This window comes from Curtobacterium sp. Csp2 (assembly GCF_013347165.1).
The window spans coordinates 2,138,193-2,155,440 of record NZ_CP054593.1 but is presented as its reverse complement, the minus strand read 5'-3'; the positions used below and the strand labels follow the sequence as shown (position 1 = coordinate 2,155,440).

General features: G+C 71.9%; 14 protein-coding genes. 5 read left to right on the top strand and 9 right to left on the bottom strand.

The genetic code is table 11. From position 1 onward, the window contains the following. Positions 1-39: 39 nt before the first annotated feature. Positions 40-435: a DUF3040 domain-containing protein gene (locus HUN59_RS10485; protein WP_058742393.1), complete on the bottom strand. Its 396-nt coding sequence runs from the start codon at positions 433-435 to the stop codon at positions 40-42. 129 nt (positions 436-564) lie between these two features. Here HUN59_RS10485 and HUN59_RS10480 point away from each other — a divergent pair, with 129 nt between their 5' ends. Further along, the gene (locus tag HUN59_RS10480) at positions 565-1,662 is read left to right on the top strand and encodes a polyprenyl synthetase family protein (RefSeq protein ID WP_313956595.1); all 1,098 of its coding nucleotides are present in this window, start codon (positions 565-567) and stop codon (positions 1,660-1,662) included. A gap of 73 nt (positions 1,663-1,735) precedes the next feature. Here HUN59_RS10480 and HUN59_RS10475 read toward each other — a convergent pair whose 3' ends face one another. Then, a complete protein-coding gene (locus HUN59_RS10475; protein WP_058742395.1) occupies positions 1,736-2,101 on the bottom strand; it encodes an Rv2175c family DNA-binding protein in 366 nt (121 codons plus the stop codon). Positions 2,102-2,331: 230 nt separating this feature from the next. Here HUN59_RS10475 and HUN59_RS10470 point away from each other — a divergent pair, with 230 nt between their 5' ends. Together HUN59_RS10470 and pknB are read left to right on the top strand one after the other, a co-directional pair. Next, positions 2,332-3,552, top strand: coding sequence for a LysM peptidoglycan-binding domain-containing protein (locus HUN59_RS10470; RefSeq protein ID WP_114850862.1), 1,221 nt, complete (start codon positions 2,332-2,334; stop codon positions 3,550-3,552). A gap of 109 nt (positions 3,553-3,661) precedes the next feature. Continuing rightward, positions 3,662-5,677, top strand: a complete 2,016-nt coding sequence (pknB, locus tag HUN59_RS10465) for a Stk1 family PASTA domain-containing Ser/Thr kinase (RefSeq protein WP_254629855.1) — start codon at positions 3,662-3,664, stop codon at positions 5,675-5,677. 279 nt (positions 5,678-5,956) lie between these two features. On the opposite strand, the gene HUN59_RS10460 is transcribed toward pknB, so the two are convergent. The 3 genes from HUN59_RS10460 to HUN59_RS10450 all read right to left on the bottom strand — a co-directional run bounded on the left by HUN59_RS10460 (position 5,957) and on the right by HUN59_RS10450 (position 9,126). Next, positions 5,957-7,300, bottom strand: coding sequence for a class II 3-deoxy-7-phosphoheptulonate synthase (locus tag HUN59_RS10460; RefSeq protein WP_114850887.1), 1,344 nt, complete (start codon positions 7,298-7,300; stop codon positions 5,957-5,959). 116 nt (positions 7,301-7,416) lie between these two features. Further along, positions 7,417-8,142: a lysophospholipid acyltransferase family protein gene (locus tag HUN59_RS10455; RefSeq protein WP_058742399.1), complete on the bottom strand. Its 726-nt coding sequence runs from the start codon at positions 8,140-8,142 to the stop codon at positions 7,417-7,419. Positions 8,143-8,172: 30 nt separating this feature from the next. After that, positions 8,173-9,126 (bottom strand): ROK family glucokinase, encoded by a 954-nt coding sequence (locus HUN59_RS10450; RefSeq protein ID WP_058742408.1) that lies wholly within the window; start codon positions 9,124-9,126, stop codon positions 8,173-8,175. A 150-nt stretch (positions 9,127-9,276) separates the two neighbouring features. On the opposite strand from HUN59_RS10450, the gene HUN59_RS10445 reads away from it, so the two are divergent. Continuing rightward, positions 9,277-11,121 carry an AMP-dependent synthetase/ligase gene (locus HUN59_RS10445; protein ID WP_174778306.1) on the top strand — a complete coding sequence of 615 codons (1,845 nt, stop codon included), beginning with the start codon at positions 9,277-9,279 and terminating at the stop codon, positions 11,119-11,121. A 108-nt stretch (positions 11,122-11,229) separates the two neighbouring features. Here HUN59_RS10445 and HUN59_RS19955 read toward each other — a convergent pair whose 3' ends face one another. The 3 genes from HUN59_RS19955 to HUN59_RS10435 all read right to left on the bottom strand — a co-directional run bounded on the left by HUN59_RS19955 (position 11,230) and on the right by HUN59_RS10435 (position 15,407). Next, positions 11,230-11,361, bottom strand: a complete 132-nt coding sequence (locus HUN59_RS19955) for a hypothetical protein (RefSeq protein WP_257222091.1) — start codon at positions 11,359-11,361, stop codon at positions 11,230-11,232. A 139-nt stretch (positions 11,362-11,500) separates the two neighbouring features. Beyond that, on the bottom strand, positions 11,501-11,995 hold the full coding sequence (locus HUN59_RS10440) for a peptide deformylase (protein WP_114850860.1): 495 nt from the start codon (positions 11,993-11,995) through the stop codon (positions 11,501-11,503). Between the two features lies 1 nt (position 11,996). Continuing rightward, positions 11,997-15,407, bottom strand: coding sequence for a pyruvate carboxylase (locus tag HUN59_RS10435; RefSeq protein WP_174778305.1), 3,411 nt, complete (start codon positions 15,405-15,407; stop codon positions 11,997-11,999). Between the two features lie 60 nt (positions 15,408-15,467). Here HUN59_RS10435 and HUN59_RS10430 point away from each other — a divergent pair, with 60 nt between their 5' ends. Further along, positions 15,468-16,280 (top strand): ParA family protein, encoded by an 813-nt coding sequence (locus HUN59_RS10430; RefSeq protein ID WP_058742403.1) that lies wholly within the window; start codon positions 15,468-15,470, stop codon positions 16,278-16,280. A gap of 415 nt (positions 16,281-16,695) precedes the next feature. Here HUN59_RS10430 and HUN59_RS19715 read toward each other — a convergent pair whose 3' ends face one another. Then, the gene (locus tag HUN59_RS19715; protein WP_441307041.1) at positions 16,696-17,223 is read right to left on the bottom strand and encodes a ParA family protein; all 528 of its coding nucleotides are present in this window, start codon (positions 17,221-17,223) and stop codon (positions 16,696-16,698) included. Between the last annotated feature and the right edge of the window lie 25 nt (positions 17,224-17,248).

Sequence of the window (17,248 nt, the reverse complement as noted above, 5' to 3'; positions counted from 1 at the left end):
GGACCGGCCCCGTCGTGGTGGAGGCGTGTGGAGGGGCTGCTACTGCTGCCCGGGGTCGTTGCGCTTGTCCCAGCGCTCGTTCATGCGATCCATGAACGAGCCACCGGACGAGGACGGTCGCGCGGGCTTCGCGGAGCCACCGGACCGAGGCGCCTTCGCCCCGGACTTCGGCATCCGCATGCCCGGCCGCAGCGCCCACAGGACGCCGGCGAGCATGACGACGAAGCCGGGCAGACCGAGCCACGGCTGCTTGAAGGCGAGTGCGAGGACGACGATCGCGACGCCGACCAGCGCAGCGAGGACGCCCAGCGTGATGGACGTGTAACTCGGACGACCCTGGCGGCGCGTGACCCGCGCCACGAAGTCGGAGTCGTTCTGGTAGAGGCTGCGCTCCATCTCCTCGAGGAGTCGCTGCTCTTGCTCCGAGAGTGGCATCTCGTTTCCCTCTGTTCCTGGGGATGCTGTTGCCTGGCGGCATCGGGTGTCGTCGTCGCCAGAAGTGGACCGATTGTATGTCTCGACCGCTCCACTAGGGTAGGGACCGTGGCTGAGAGTACGCGATTAGTGGACCTCGTTTCGGCGCGGATCGACCGGGCGCTCGACGAGCAGCGGGAGCGGCTCCTCGCCATCAGTCCCGACCTCGAGCAGTTCGACCGGTACGCCCGCGACCTGCTGTCCGGCGGGAAGCGCTTCCGGGCGCTGTTCTGCTACTGGGGATGGCAGTCCGTGGCGGGGCGGTCCGGCTCGTTCGACCCCCTGGCCGAGGGCTCCCGGCAGACCACGGCCGAGGCCGTCGTCACGGTCGCCGCCGCGCTCGAGGTCTTCCACGCGGCCGCGCTCGTGCACGACGACATCATGGACCGCTCGGACACCCGTCGCGGGCGTCCCGCCGCGCACCGCCGCTTCGAGTCCCAGCACGCGGAGTCAGGGTGGGCCGGCGACCGCGCGCTGTACGGCACGAACTCCGCGCTGCTCCTCGGCGACCTGCTGCTGTCGCTCAGCGACTCGGTCTTCGACGAGGGCCTCGCGCTGCTCGACCCGGCACGCGCCCGCATCGTGCGCCAGGAGTTCCACACCATGCGGCTCGACGTCACCGCGGGGCAGTACCTCGACGTGCACGAGGAGACCGCCTGGCCGACGATCGACGAGTCCGAACACCTCGTGCGGGCGCAGCGCGTCATCGTCTTCAAGTCGGCGAAGTACTCGATCGAGGCGCCGCTCGTGATCGGCGCCCTCGTGGCCGGTGCCACCGAGGCACAGCTCGAGGGCCTGCGGTCCTTCGGCCTGCCGCTCGGCGTGGCCTACCAGCTGCGCGACGACCTGCTCGGCGTGTTCGGCGACCCCGAGGTCACCGGGAAGCCGGCCGGCGACGACCTCCGCGAGGGCAAGCGCACCGTCCTCATCGCCTCGGCGCGGAAGACGCTGGGGGCCGGCCCTCGTCAGCTGCTCGACGAACTCCTCGGCGACCCGGAACTCGACGAGGCCCAGGTGCAGATGCTCCGGGCGACGCTCACCGAGTCCGGCGCGGTCGCGGCGGTGGAGCGCTCGATCGAACGGCACGTGCAGCGCGCGAAGGCCGCGCTCGACGCCGCACCGCTCACACCGTCGGCGCGCGACCAGCTGGTCGCGCTGGCCGACACCGTGAGCCGCCGCGTCGCGTAGACGGGGACGACGAGACGGACGGGAGGATCGTGGCGGCGCCGCCACGATCCTCCCGTCCGAGCAGTGGTGGGGTCTAGAGCAGTGACTGGGCCACGCGGCGCACCTCGGCCTTGCGGCCGGCGCGCAGCGCCGCGATCGGCGAGGTGCCGAGTGCGGGTTCCTCGCTGAGCATCCAGCGCACGGCCTCGTCGTCGGAGAACCCGTTGTCACCGAGGACGATGAGGGTGCCGCGGAGTTCGGGCAGGGGCTCGTCACCGTCGAGGAACTCGCTCGGGACGCGGAGCACGCCGCCGACCCGTGCCGGCAGCAGGGTCTTCTGCTCGAAGAGCCGGTGGATGCGACCCGGGGTCACGCCGAAGCGTTCCACGAGGTCGGGCACCGTCAGCCAGCGCTCGGAGAGGGTCGTGTCGTCGGTGGGTGCAGCGCTCACGCGCCCCATGTTGCCAGAGTGTCCGGCCACATCGGCGCGTCCCGTTGGTCACACGAGTCACACACACCACATCCGACTCTCTGGTTGACTTGGGAATCAGCCCATGCCAGCGTTGAGTCACCTGTGAGTGCTCGCACACGCGCGCACGGCCCGAGATCAGGCCCCGAGATCAGGAGAGTCCCGTGGACAACGCTGCAGACGAAGGCGCCCGCCGCGCACGATCGGCCCGGTTCGCCACCATGCCAATCGTGCTCGCGGGGACGATCGCCGTGACCGCCGGCCTGACGGGCCCGATCGCGCACGCCGAGCCCCGGCACGACGACGACGCCGCGAAGAAGCGGCACGTCGACCAGGACCGCAACGTCGGCGACCGCCCGGTGTTCGGCACGGCCGTCGCCCGTCCGGCGGAGACCACGGTGACCACGGTGGCCGCCGTGCAGCGCACCCCGACGACCGCTGCGCCCACGAACTACACCGTCCAGCAGGGCGACACCGTCTCGGGCATCGCCGCCCGCTACGGCCTCTCCGCGCAGGAGGTCCTGGTGCGGAACGGCCTCGGCTGGAACACGATCATCCACCCGGGGCAGACCCTGCACCTGACCTCCCAGCCGGCGTCGGCCCCGGTCGCCGCCGCGTCGTCGTCGAGCACCGCGACCGGGAGCTACCACGTCAAGCAGGGCGACACCGTGTCGGGCATCGCGGCCCGCGTCGGCGTGTCGACCTCGGCGCTCCTCGGCGCGAACAACCTGTCGCAGCGCTCGGTGATCTACCCCGGGCAGACGCTCACGGTCCCCCGTGCCGGGACCCCGGCGCCCGCTCCCGCCCCGGCCGCGAAGCCCGCCGCGACGACCTCGACCGCGTCGGCCCGCTCGAACAGCGTGAAGATCGTCGCCGGGGACACCATCGCGGCGATCGCCGTCAAGCACGGCGTGTCCGTCAAGGCGCTGCTGGCGGCGAACGGCCTCAGCTACACGAGCACCATCTACGCGGGCAAGACGCTCGTGATCCCCGGCTCCGGTGCCGTCGCGACGACGTCCTCGTCCCGGCCGACGAGCGTCAACGGCGTCTCGCTCTCGGCCGAGCAGCGCGCGAACGCGGCCACGATCGTCTCCGTCGGCCGCACCATGGGCGTGCCGGACCGCGGCATCGTCATCGCCCTCGCCGCCGCACTGCAGGAGTCGAGTCTCCGGAACCTGTCGCACGGCGACCGCGACTCCGTCGGGCTGTTCCAGCAGCGGCCGAGCCAGGGCTGGGGCGACAAGGCGACGCTGCAGGACCCGTCCGCGGCGACGAAGCTCTTCTTCCGCGGCAACCCCGGCAAGACGCGCGGGCTGCTGTCCGTGCCCGGGTGGTCGTCGATGCAGCTGACCGACGCCGCGCAGGCCGTGCAGGTGTCCGCGTACCCGGGCGAGTACGCCAAGTGGGAGCAGACCGCCTCGGCGCTGCTCGCCTCGTTCTGACGCCCGGCCTGTCCGGGCGACCGAGCCGACTCATCCTCGAGATCGAGATTGGGTCACGACCGGTGCGTCAGTGCGGGACCGGCCAGCGCCGCTTCGTAGAATGCCGCCGATGACCACGAACGCCGCCACGGACCCGATGATCGGTCGCATGATCGACCAGCGGTACCGCGTGCGCTCCCGCATCGCGCGCGGGGGCATGGCGACCGTGTACCTCGCGACCGACGTCCGGCTCGAGCGCCGGGTCGCGATCAAGATCATGCACGGGCACCTGGCCGACGACCAGGCCTTCCGGGAGCGCTTCATCCAGGAGGCCCGGAGCGCCGCCCGGCTGTCGCACCCGAACCTGGTCGGCGTGTACGACCAGGGCGCCGAGGACGACACGGCGTACATCGTGATGGAGTACATCCCGGGCATCACGCTGCGGGACCTGCTGCAGGAGCACCACGCGCTGACCCCGGAGCAAGCGACGGACATCCTCCGCGCCGTGCTCGCCGGCCTGGCCTCGGCCCACCGCGCCGGGATCGTGCACCGCGACCTCAAGCCCGAGAACGTCCTGCTCGCCGACGACGGCCGGATCAAGCTCGGCGACTTCGGGCTCGCCCGTGCCACGACCGCGAACACCGCGACCGGTGCCGCCCTGCTCGGGACGATCGCGTACCTGTCCCCCGAGCTCGTCACGCGCGGCGCGGCGGACTCCCGGAGCGACATCTACGCGCTCGGCATCATGCTCTACGAGATGCTCACCGGCGAGCAGCCGTACAAGGGCGACCAGCCGATGCAGATCGCGTACCAGCACGCGAACGACACCGTGCCCGCGCCGAGCGCCGCCGTTCCCGGGGTCCCGCCGGAGCTCGACGACCTCGTCGCCTGGGCCACGGCCCGCGACCCCGAGGACCGCCCCCGCGACGCGCGCGAGCTGCTCGACCACATGTCGGGCAACCAGCAGCGTGCCACCGGGCAGTACCGCACGGCTGTCCTGCGCCCCGAGAACGCGACCGCGATCCTCCCGGCCGGCGGTGCCTCGCCGGACTCGGCACCGGACACCGACGACCCGACGACCGTGCTCGACCGGACGCCGGCGGACACGCGCTCCCCGGTCCGCCGGGGTGCACCGGGCCCGCGACGCACCGGATCCCAGCCGGGCGTCCTCTCCCCCGCCGGGCAGCGCTTGGCGGATCTGTCGGCACGGCGCCGGAAGCGCGGCTGGATCGCCCTGGCGATCGTGCTCGTGCTCGTCCTGGCCGCCGGGGTCGTCGGCTGGGCGTTCGGACCCGGACCGTGGGGCAACGTCCGGATCCCCGAGGTCACGGGCAAGTCCGTCTCCCAGGCCCGGCAGCTGCTCGAGGCCCAGGGACTCCAGACCGCCCGCGCGACGGCGACCCGCTTCGACGCCGTCGTCGCGAAGGGTCAGGTCTCCACGACGAAGCCCGCAGCCGACCGCGAGGTCCGGAAGGGCACGGCCGTCCAGATCGTCGTGTCGGACGGCCCGCGGCTGATCACCCTGCCGGCCATCGTCGGCCAGCCGGTGTCGACCGTGACGGCCGCGCTCGACGACGACTTCCAGCTGCAGGACGACCAGTACCAGTTCTCTGCCGACGCGCCGAAGGACACCGTCATCGCGGCGACCGGCGTCGGCACCGACGGTGCGACCGTCGACCTCGCGCAGGTGCAGCAGTACGGCGAACGCGGCCCGGTGACCCTCACGGTGTCGCTCGGACCGGTGCCGGACGTCGCCGGCAAGTCCGTCGCCGACGCCACCGCCGCCCTCGACGCCGTCGGGCTGACCGTGGGCGCGCAGTCCGCGCAGTTCTCGGACGACGTGCCGAGCGGCCAGGTCATCTCGCAGTCGGTGCAGGACGACCCCGCGAAGCAGGGCTCGGCGGTCGACCTCGTCGTGTCGAAGGGTCCGGCGCCGATCGCGCTGCCGGACGTCGCGGGCAAGACGGTGCGCGACGCCACGAGCACGCTCGAGGCCCTCGGGCTCCAGGTGAAGGTGCCGGACTGCACGAACATCCTGTGCCGCATCTCGGACTGGAAGTCTGTCCTGCCCGTGACCTCGACGGACCCGCCGGCCAAGTCAACGGTGCACCGCGGCGACACGATCACCCTCGCCTACGACGACTGAGCCCGTCCCGCCCGCCGCAGGCCGTTCCGCGCGTCGGAGGGCGTTCCGCGCGTCGAAGGGCGTTCCGCGCCTTGGAGACCGTTCCGCGCGTCGAATGGCGTTCCGCGCGAAGGACGTCGTTCCTTCCAGCCTCCGACGCGCGGATCGTCCTCCCATCACACTCGCGATGGGTAGGAACGTCGCGGGCCGTCGCACGGCGACCAGGCGACGAACGGGAGGCGCGGTGCCAGCTGGCACCGCGCCTCCCGTCCGTCAGCCCGTCCCGCGGGCCGCTCGTGGCTACGCCCGCTGGTAGGGGTGCGCGCTGAGCTCCTCGGCGACGAGGAACGCGAGCTCGAGCGACTGCATGTGGTTCAGGCGCGGGTCGCACAGCGACTCGTACCGGGTGGCCAGGGTCGCCTCGTCGATCTGCTCCGACCCGCCGAGGCACTCCGTGACGTCGTCACCGGTGAGCTCGACGTGCATGCCGCCGGGGTACGTGCCGACCTGCCGGTGCGCCTCGAAGAAGCCGAGGACCTCGTCCACGACGTCGTCGAAGCGGCGGGTCTTGTAGCCCGTCGGCGTGGTCAGGCCGTTGCCGTGCATCGGGTCGGTGACCCAGAGCGGCTTCGCGTCCATGCCCTTGATCGCCTCGAGGAGCTTCGGGAGCTCGTCGCGGATCTTGCCGGCGCCCATGCGGGTGATGAACGTGAGCCGGCCGGGCTCGCGCTCCGGGTCCAGCTTGTCGACCAGGGCACGCATGTCGTCGACCGAGGTCGTCGGGCCGAGCTTCACGCCGATCGGGTTCCGCACCCGCGACAGGAAGTCGACGTGCGCACCGTCGATGTCGCGCGTGCGCTCCCCGATCCAGATGAAGTGGCCGGAGGTGTCGTACGCCTGCCCGGAGCGGGAGTCGATCCGGGTCATCGGGCGCTCGTAGTCCATGAGCAGGCCTTCGTGCGAGGCGTAGAACTCGGTGTGCTTGAGCGCCTCGAAGTCGGCACCGCAGGCGTCCATGAAGCGGACCGCGCGGTCGATCTCCTGCGCCATGTGCTCGTACCGGGCGTTCGCCGGGTTCGACGCGAAGCCCTTGTTCCACGAGTGCACCTGGCGGAGGTCCGCGAACCCGCCCTGCGTGAAGGCGCGCACGAGGTTCAGCGTGGAGGCGGCCGTGTGGTACCCCTGCACGAGGCGCCGCGGGTCGGCCTGGCGGCTCTCCGGCGTGAAGTCGTACCCGTTGACGATGTCGCCGCGGTAGGCCGGCAGCGTGACGTCGCCGCGCGTCTCGAAGTCGCTCGAGCGCGGCTTGGCGAACTGCCCCGCCATGCGACCCATCTTGATGATCGGCATCGAGGCGCCGTAGGTCAGGACGACGGCCATCTGCAGGATCGTCTTGACGCGGTCGCGGATGGAGTCGGCGGTCGCGCCGGCGAAGGTCTCGGCGCAGTCACCGCCCTGGAGCAGGAACGCGCGGCCCGAGGCGGCTGCAGCGAGCCGGTCGCGGAGCTTGTCGACCTCGCCGGCGAACACGAGCGGGGGAAGCGTGGCGATCTCGGCCGAGGCGGCCTCGGCCGCGGCGGTGTCCGGCCAGGTCGGCTGCTGCTTGATCGGGAGCGTCCGCCAGTGGTCGAGGCCCTCGATCACGTCCGGATCCTGCAGGGCGACGAAGTCGGTCGACTCGAGCACGGTGGTACCTCGGGGGTTCTGGGGCGTACCGCCTGCGGCGCAGGCGCACCGGCGGGCGCCGGAGTCCTCAGATCCTACCGTCCGGGTGCCGCTGCCCGGTCCTTCATGACCTGCTCGCGGGCGCTGCTCGCGCGCTCCTTGACGCTCGTCGCGTAGACGTCGACGTACTCCTGCCGGCTCAGCCCGGCGAGCTCGTGCATGACCTCGTCCGTGACGCTCCGGAGGATGAAGCGGTCGGTCTCGAAGCCCTCGAAACGCGAGAAGTCGAGCGGCTTGCCGAACACGACGCCGACCCGCTTGAACTTCGGGAACTTCTGGCCGATCTGCTGCACCTCGCGCGTGCCGATCATCGCGACCGGCACGACGGTGACGCGCCCTTCGAGGATCATCCGGGCGATGCCGGTGCGACCGCGGTACAGCTTGCCGTCGGGGCTGCGCGTGCCCTCGGGGTAGATGCCGAGCTGCTCCCCGCGGGCGAGGACCTGGAGTCCGGTGCGGAGCGACGCCTCTGATGCCTTGCCGCCGGAGCGGTCGATCGGGAGCTGGCCGATGGCGTTGAAGAACGTCTTCGTCGCCCAGCCCTTGAGCCCCCGGCCGGTGAAGTAGTCGCTCTTCGCGAGGAACGACATCCGGCGGTCCAGCACGGCCGGCAGGATCACCGAGTCGATGAACGAGATGTGGTTCGAGGCGAAGATCACCGGCCCCTTCGCGGGGACGTGCTCGCGCCCGATGACCCACGGTCGGAACAGGGTGAGGATGAGCGGGCCGAGCAGGAAGTTCTTCAGCAGCCAGTAGGTCATCGTCGACTCCAGTCGTTCGCCGAGGCGACCCTACGCCGTGCGGGCGTGGATCCGGGCGAGGTCCGCGGCACCGACGACGCCGGCGTCGTTCACGAGCTCGGCGATGACGAAGTCGGGCTCCGGGTGGTAGCCGCGCGCCGGCAGGTTGCTCAGGTAGGCCTGCTTGATCGGCTCGAGCAGCCGGTCCCCCGCGCTGGCGACACCGCCGCCGAACACGAAGAGCTGCGGGTCGAGCACGGCGGAGAGCGACGCGCAGGCCTCGCCGAGGTGGCGGCCGAGCCGGCGCAGGGCCGCGAGGGCGCCCGGGTCGTCCGCCAGGATCAGGTCGCCGACGATCCTGCCGTCGAGCTGGCCGCCGTTCTGCTCGCGTGCGTCGGCCAGGGCGGAACCGATGCCGCCGGCGTCCGCGACGTCGTTCGCCATGCGCTGCAGGGCTCGACCGGAGCCGTACTGCTCGATGCAGCCGCGGGCACCGCAACCACAGGGCAGTCCGTTCGGGACGATGCGCAGGTGCCCGATCTCGCCGCCGGTGCCGAAGCCGCCGCGGAACAGGCGGTCCTCGGTCACGATCGCGCCGCCGACCCCGGTGCCGATGGTCAGCATGGTCATGTCCGACACGAGCCGACCGGCACCGAAGCGGAACTCCGCCCAGCCGGCGGCGTTCGCGTCGTTGTCGACCGTGATGTGCAGGTCGCCGAGCCGCTCCTGGAGCTTCTGCCGCAGGGGCTCGTTCCGCCAACGGATGTTCGGCGTGTAGTAGACGATCGACTGCGAGGCGTCGATGAAGCCCGGGGCCGCGACGCCCACCGCGCCGACCTCGTGGGCCGCCCGGAGTCGCGACACCATGGTCACGACGTCGTCGAGCATGGCGTCCGGGTCCGCCGCGTTCGTGGCCACGCGGTCCTCGGCGACGATCTCGCCGAGTTCCGTCACGACCGCTCCCGCGATCTTGGTGCCCCCGATGTCGATTCCGATGGCATGCACGAGCATCGACCCTACCGTCTCCCGGTGGCCCTGGAGAACGTCCGCGACGCCCGGATGCACACGGAACCCCCGGCTGCTGCCCATATGCTGACGGTGTCGCCTCGTCGCTGAGGCGTCCTCGTATCGAATCGGCCGACAAGGGAGTCAACCGTGAACGATCAGCGGCAGCCCGCACCCACCTCCGCGCCCGACCACGGCTCCGCGGCCCGACTGCTCTCGGAGCGTGCCCGACGCACCCCGGACCGGCCGCTCCTCGCCGATCGGCACGGCGACACGTGGACGACCATCACCGCGGCGGACGTGCTCGCCCGGGTCCGCGGCATCGCGAAGGGCTTCGTCGCCGCCGGCCTGGAACCCGGCGCGCACGTCGCGATCCTGTCCCGCACCCGGTTGGAGTGGACGCTCGTCGACTTCGCCGTGTGGACCGCCGGGCTCGTGTCCGTGCCCGTCTACGAGACGAGCTCGCCCGACCAGGTCCGCTGGATCCTGTCCGACTCGGAGACCGTCGCGATCGTCGTCGAACAAGAGGAGCACGCGCGCCGCGTTGCGTCGATCGCCCCCGACCTGCCGCACCTCGCGCAGCACTGGACGATCGACGGCGGCGGGCTCGACGACCTGACCCGGCTCGGCGAGACCGTCACCGACGCCGAGCTCGACGCCCGCACCGCCGACGTGCACGGGCACGACGACGCGACGATCATCTACACGTCGGGCACGACCGGTCGACCCAAGGGCTGCGTCCTGCGTCACGACAACTTCACCGCGACCGTCGAGGGCGCGACCGAGGCCATGCCCGAGGTGGTCGCCGAGGGGTCCTCGACGCTCCTCTTCATCCCGATGGCCCACGTCTTCGCCCGCTTCATCGCGGCGATGTCGGTGTCGACCGGCGTGCTCGTCGGGCACGAGCCGGACACCCGCGACCTCATGCAGGCCGTGTCGACCTTCAAGCCGACGTTCCTGCTCGCGGTGCCGCGCGTCTTCGAGAAGATCTACAACTCCGCCGAGCAGAAGGCCGACCTCGGCGGGAAGGGCAAGGTCTTCCGCGCCGCCGCCGGTGTCGCCGTCGCGCACTCCGAGGCCCTCGCAGCCGGCCGGGTCCCGCTCGGCCTGAAGCTCCGCTTCGCCCTGTTCGACAAGCTCGTCTACGCCAAGCTCCGCGCCGCGATCGGCGGCCGGGTGCAGTACGCCATCAGCGGTTCGGCGCCGCTGTCCCCGCGGCTGTCGCACTTCTTCCGCTCGATCGGGGTGCTCATCCTCCAGGGCTACGGCCTCACCGAGACCACCGCCCCCGCGACCGTGAACCGGGCCGCCGAGCTCCGGATCGGCACGGTCGGGCGGGCCCTGCCCGGCGTGGAGGTCCGGACCGCCGACGACGGCGAGATCCTCATCCGCGGGGTCGACGTGTTCGACCGGTACTGGAAGAACGAGGAGGCCACCGCGAAGGCGTTCGAGGACGGCTGGTTCCGCACCGGCGACCTCGGCCGGCTCGACGGCGACGGCGTGCTCACCGTCACCGGCCGCGCGAAGGAGCTCATCGTCACGGCGAGCGGCAAGAACGTCGCCCCGGCACCGCTCGAGGACGGCATCCGCGAGCACCCGCTCGTCGGGCAGGTCGTGGTCGTCGGCGAGGGCAAGCCCTTCGTCGCCGCCCTCGTGACCCTGGACCGCGACATGCTCCCCGGGTGGTGCGAGGCGCGCGGCATCGTCCCCGGTCTCTCACCGCGCGAGGCCGCGTACGACGAGCGCGTGCACCAGGCGGTGCAGGAGGCGATCGACACCGCGAACCAGTGGGTCTCGCGGGCCGAGTCGGTCCGGTCGTTCACGATCCTCGACACCGAGCTCACCGAGGCGTCCGGGCACCTCACCCCGAAGCTCACCATCAAGCGGGCGATCGTGATGCGCGACTTCGCAGCGGACGTCGAGCACATCTACTCCGGCTCGAAGGTGCAGACCACCGCCACGCCCGTCGTGGCGTCGCGTCGTCGACGCGGCTGACGGCGGTCGGGCTGACGGCAGACTGGAGGCCCGGTGCCGGTCCGTGGGACCGGCACCGGGCCTCCAGTGCGTTGCCAGTCGGGACGGCGCCGCGGCGCCGCGCCCGGCTCAGCCAGCCTGCGCGACCTCCATGTCGACGTCGGCGATGACGCCCGTCGCGGCGGTCGCCACGGGGACCGGCTCGGGGCGGCGGTTGGTGCGGGTGCGGTGAGAGCTGAGCTCGTCGTTCTGTGAGGCCATGGTGCTCGTCCTGGGTGATGGGGTGACACGTCGGTGGGTGCCGACCGGGACACGGTACCTCCTTGTCAGGACGAACCGACAATCCCGCGAAGGGGTGTCACGGGAGACCGCAACGGAACGTGCGGTCCCGCGCCCCCGATCAGTGGAACCAGTCCTGCGCTCGGATGTCCCTCAGGGCCTGCCGGCGGGTCTCCGGGTCGAGCGTCATGACGTACACGGTGCCGTCGAGGTGGTCGCACTCGTGCTGCAGCGCCTCGGCCATCAGGCCGTCGCCCTCGAGCACCACAGGGTTGCCGTCGACGTCGACGCCGCGGACCTTCGCGTGCGGGAAGCGCCTGGTCGGGTAGCCCAGGCCGGGCACGGACAGGCAGCCCTCGTCCATCAGCTCGGGTTCACCGGAGACCTCGACGAGCTCCGGGTTGAGCACGTACCCGACCTGACCGTCGACGTTGTACGAGAACGCCCGGAGGCCCACGCCGATCTGCGGGGCGGCGACACCGGCGCGCCCGGGCTCCTTGACGGTGTCGATGAGGTCCTGCACGAGTTCACGGACGCCGTCGGCACCGATGCGGACCGGGTCGGCGGGCGAACGGAGGACGGGGTCGCCGAACAGGCGGATGGGACGGACGGTCACGTTACTGCAGCACCACCAGGAGGTCGCCGGCGTCCACCTGCTGGGTCGCCGGGATCGCGAGACGGCCGACGGTGCCCGACACGGGCGCCGTGATGGCCGCTTCCATCTTCATCGCCTCGATGCTCGCCACGGCCTGACCGGCCTCGACGACGTCACCGACGGCGACCTTGAGCGTCACGACACCCGAGAACGGGGCCGCGACGTGCTTCGGGTCCGCCTTGTCCGCGCGTTCGGCGGCCTTGGTCTCGACCTCGACCGAACGGTCGCGGACGGACACGGGGCGGAGCTGGCCGTTGAGAGTCGCCATCACCGTGCGCATCCCGCGCTCGTCCACCTCGCCGATCGCCTCGAGCCCGACGAACAGGTTCACGCCGCGGCCGAGCGGCACCACGTGCTCCTGTCCGGGGCGCAGGCCGTAGAGGTAGTCGACGGTCGGGACGACGGACAGGTCGCCGTACTGCTCGCGGACACTCGCGAACTGGCGCGTGGGCTGCGGGAAGAGCAGCCGGTTCAGGGCCTGCTGCCGCTCGGGACCGGGCGACGCGAGGTGCGCGCGCTCGGCGTCCGGCACCGGGGTGACCTCGAGCCGGACGTCGCGCCCGGCGAGGACCTTCGACCGGAACGGCTCCGGCCAGCCACCGGGCAGGTCGCCGAGCTCCCCGGCCATGAAGCCGACGACCGAGTCCGGGACGTCGTACTTCTGGGGGTTCTCCTCGAAGTCGGCGGGGTCGGCGTCGACCGCGGCGAGCTGCAGGGCGAGGTCGCCGACGACCTTCGAGGACGGCGTGACCTTGGTCGGGCGACCGAGGATGCGGTTCGCCTCGGCGTACCAGTCCTCGACCTGCTCGAAGCGGTCGCCGAGGCCGAGCGCGATGGCCTGCTGGCGGAGGTTCGAGAGCTGCCCGCCCGGGATCTCGTGGTGGTACACGCGGCCGGTCGGCCCGGGCAGGCCGGACTCGAACGGCGCGTACGCGCGGCGGACGGCCTCCCAGTAGGGCTCGAGCGCACCGACCGCGGCCAGGTCGAGCCCGGTGTCCCGCTCGGTGTGGGCCAGGGCGGCGACGAGCGCGGACATGCTCGGCTGGCTCGTCGTGCCGGCCATCGGGGCCGCCGCGACGTCCACCGCGTCCGCACCCGCGCGGGCCGCCGCGAGGAGGGTGGCGAGCTGTCCGCCGGCCGTGTCGTGCGTGTGTACGTGGACGGGCTGGTCGAAGCGCTCCCGCAGGGCGCCGACGAGCCGCTCGGCCGCACCCGCGCGGAGCAGGCCGGCCATGTCCTTGATGCCGATGACGTGCGCGCCGGCCTCGACCATCTGCTCCGCGAGCCGGAGGTAGTAGTCGAGCGTGTAGAGGTCCTCGGCGGGGTCGAGCAGGTCGCCGGAGTAGCAGAGGGCTGCCTCGGCGACGGCCGTGTCGGTGGCGAGCACGGCCTCGAGCGCGGGACGCAGCTGCGACACGTCGTTCAGGGCGTCGAACACGCGGAAGACGTCGACGCCGGTGGCCGCGGCCTCGGCGACGAACGCGTCGGTGACCTCGGTCGGGTACGGCGTGTAGCCGACCGTGTTCCGGCCGCGCAGCAGCATCTGGATCGGCAGGTTCGGCATCGCGGCCCGCAGGGCGCTCAGTCGTTCCCAGGGGTCCTCGCCGAGGAACCGGAGCGCGACGTCGTACGTCGCACCGCCCCAGGCTTCGACGCTGAGCAGCTGGGGGGTCAACCGGGCCACGTGCGGGGCCACCGCGACGAGGTCCTTCGTGCGGACACGGGTCGCCAGGAGCGATTGGTGGGCGTCGCGCATCGTCGTCTCGGTGACGGCGAGGGCGGACTGCTCGCGGAGCGACCGGGCCCACGCGGCCGGACCCATCGCGAGCAGCCGGTCGCGCTGCCCGGCCGGCGGCGGGGTCGACAGGTCGACCGCGGGGAGCTTCTCGCTCGGCTCGACGGTCTGCGGGCGCCGCTCGCCGTTCGGCTTGTTCACCGTCACGTCGGCGAGCCAGCCGAGCACCTTCGTGCCGCGGTCCTTCGACACGTGGCCGCCGAAGAGCTGCGGGCGTTCCTCGATGAACTTCGTCGAGACGTCGCCGCGGGCGAAGTCGGGGTCGTCGAGCACGGCCTGCAGGAACGGGATGTTCGTGCTGACCCCGCGGATGCGGAACTCCGCCAGCGCACGCTTCGCGCGGGCGACGGCAGCCGGGAAGTCCCGGCCGCGGCAGGTCATCTTCGCGAGCATCGAGTCGAAGTGCGGGCTGATCTGCGCGCCGGTCGCGACCGTGCCGCCGTCGAGCCGCACGCCCGCGCCGCCCGGGCTGCGGTAGGTGGTGATGCGCCCGGTGTCCGGTCGGAAGCCCTGCGTCGGGTCCTCGGTCGTGATGCGGGTCTGGAGGGCGGCGCCGTGCACGCTGACGGTGTCCTGCGTCAGGCCGAGGTCGGCGAGGGTCTCCCCCGCGGCGATGCGCATCTGCGACTGCACGAGGTCGACGTCCGTCACCTCCTCGGTCACGGTGTGCTCGACCTGGATGCGCGGGTTCATCTCGATGAAGACGTGCTGCCCGGCGCGCTCGCCCTCGGTGTCCAGCAGGAACTCGACGGTGCCGGCGTTGACGTACCCGATCGACCGGGCGAAGGCGACGGCGTCGCGGTGCAGGGCGGCGGCGATCGACGGGTCGAGGTCCGGCGCCGGGGCGATCTCCACGACCTTCTGGTTCCGGCGCTGCACCGAGCAGTCGCGCTCGAACAGGTGGATCGTGCCGGCCTCGGTGCCCGTGGCGTCGGCGAGGACCTGCACCTCGATGTGCCGCGGCCGGACGACGGCCTGCTCGAGGAACATCGTCGGGTCACCGAAGGCGCTGTCGGCCTCGCGCATGGCCTCCTCGAGGGCGGCACGGAGCTCGGCCTTCGTCTCGACACGCCGCATGCCGCGACCACCACCACCGGCGACGGCCTTCGCGAAGACCGGGAAGCCGATCGCGTCCGCACCGGCGAGGAGCTCGTCGACGTCGCGGCTCGCCGGGGTGCTCGCGAGGACGGGCACACCCGCTGCGACCGCGTGCTCCTTCGCGGTGACCTTGTTGCCGGCCATCTCGAGGACGTGCTCGCCGGGCCCGATGAACGTGATGCCGTTCGCCGCGGCGGCCGCCGCGAGCTCGGGGTTCTCGGACAGGAAGCCGTAACCGGGGTAGATCGCGTCGGCCCCCGACTCGCGGGCGACCCGGATGATCTCGGCGACGTCGAGGTACGCGCGGACGGGGTGGCCCCGCTCGCCGATGACGTACGCCTCGTCGGCCTTCAGGCGGTGCAGGGAGTTGCGGTCCTCGTACGGGTAGACCGCGACGGTCCGCGCCCCCAGCTCGTACGCGGCACGGAACGCGCGGATGGCGATCTCGCCACGGTTCGCCACGAGGATCTTGCTGAACACGACGTCCCTTTCAGCCCGGGTTGAGGTGTCACAACCCTACTGGCGGTAACGTGGCTCACCGTGCATGTACTCAGCGTGAGCTCCCTCAAGGGTGGTGTCGGCAAGACGACGGTGACGCTCGGCCTGACTTCGGCCGCGTTCGCCAAGGGACTGCGCACGCTGGTGGTGGACCTGGACCCGCAGTCGGACGTCTCCACCGGCCTCGACATCGACATCTCCGGACACCTCAACGTCGCCGACGTCCTCGAGAACCCGAAGGAGAAGATCGTCCGTCAGGCGATCGCCCCGTCGGGCTGGACGAAGGGCTCGCAGGGCAAGGTCGACGTGCTCGTCGGCTCCCCCTCGGCGATCAACTTCGACGGTCCGCACCCCTCCATCCGGGACATCTGGAAGCTCGAGGAGGCGCTGGCGAACGTCGAGCAGGACTACGAGCTCGTGCTCATCGACTGCGCACCCTCGTTGAACGCCCTCACCCGCACCGCCTGGGCAGCGTCCGACCGCGTCACCGTGGTCACCGAGCCGGGGCTGTTCTCCGTCGCGGCCGCCGACCGTGCCCTCCGCGCGATCGAGGAGATCCGTCGCGGTCTCTCCCCTCGGCTGCAGCCCCTCGGCATCATCGTGAACCGGGCCCGCGTCCAGTCGCTCGAGCACCAGTTCCGCATCAAGGAGCTCCGCGACATGTTCGGCCCGCTCGTCCTGTCGCCGCAGCTGCCCGAGCGCACCTCGCTCCAGCAGGCCCAGGGTGCCGCGAAGCCCCTGCACGTGTGGCCCGGCGAGTCCGCGCAGGAGATGGCGCGCAACTTCGACCAGCTGCTCGAGCGCATCATGCGTACAGGCAAGATCGGCCCGTACGCCGAGGGCGGCGCCGCCTAGGCCCGTCGCGCGGCCCGGCGCGGGTCGGCCGGGGGCGTCGGCGAGCGAGCCAGATCTGTCCCGNTCGACCCTCGTCGGCGACGACCATTGCACACAGCGCGGTCAGCGCACGGTGTGTCCTGCACGTTCGGCGCCGACGGTCGTCCCGCTTCACGCGCGCGCACGGTCGAGCGCCGTGCAGCCGAGGCCTCGGCCGCGGCGCCGTGCGGACGGACAGCGGTACCCGTCGAGCGAGCAGGACACGCCGCGTGCTGTTCGCCGACCGTGCACTTCCGGTCGGGCACGCGCGTCGAACGGGACAGAAATGGCTCGCTCGGCGAAGACAGGCTCGGGTGCGCACACGGGCGGGTCCGCGCACGGACGAGCGGGTGCGCGCGAGCGCCCGGGCGAAGCGGGGCGGCGGCGCGCCCCGGCGTCAGGACGCGCGGGAAGCGCGGCGCGCTGCGAGCTCGTCGTCGGGGTCGGCCGCCGGGGTGGCGTCGAGCTCGACGAGGGAGCTCTCGACCTCGCGCAGGACCTTGCCCACCGCGATGCCGAAGACGCCCTGGCCGCGGGACACGAGGTCGATGACCTCGTCGTCGGAGGTACACAGGTAGACCGAGGCGCCGTCCGACATGAGCGTCGTCTGGGCGAGGTCGGACACGCCCGACTCGCGGAGCTGGTTCACGGCGGTGCGGGTGAGGGCGTTCAACGAGGGTGCGCAGTCGATGAGCACGAGCTCGTAGTCCTGCTCGACGTTCGCCAGCGCCTCCTCGAGCTTCCAGATGTCCCGGATGGAGGGGTGCGGACCGTCGAAGTTGATCGCCGAGGGGGAGCCGACGAGCACGTCGACCTTGCCCTGCGAGCCCTTCGTCCAGCCCGACGGGGCGATCGCCTGACGGACGATCTTCTCCTTCGGGTTCTCGAGGACGTCGGCGACGTTGAGGTGTCCGGAGATGTCGATGTCGAGGCCGGTGGAGACGTCCGAC

Bases quoted from the DNA above. Each gene is read 5' to 3' on its own strand.
- HUN59_RS10485 (WP_058742393.1), bottom strand. From the start codon at position 435: ATGCCACTCTCGGAGCAAGAGCAGCGACTCCTCGAGGAGATGGAGCGC.
- HUN59_RS10475 (WP_058742395.1), bottom strand. From the start codon at position 2,101: ATGGGGCGCGTGAGCGCTGCACCCACCGACGACACGACCCTCTCCGAG.
- HUN59_RS10470 (WP_114850862.1), top strand. From the start codon at position 2,332: ATGCCAATCGTGCTCGCGGGGACGATCGCCGTGACCGCCGGCCTGACG.
- pknB (WP_254629855.1), top strand. From the start codon at position 3,662: ATGACCACGAACGCCGCCACGGACCCGATGATCGGTCGCATGATCGAC.
- HUN59_RS10455 (WP_058742399.1), bottom strand. From the start codon at position 8,142: ATGACCTACTGGCTGCTGAAGAACTTCCTGCTCGGCCCGCTCATCCTC.
- HUN59_RS19955 (WP_257222091.1), bottom strand. From the start codon at position 11,361: ATGGCCTCACAGAACGACGAGCTCAGCTCTCACCGCACCCGCACCAAC.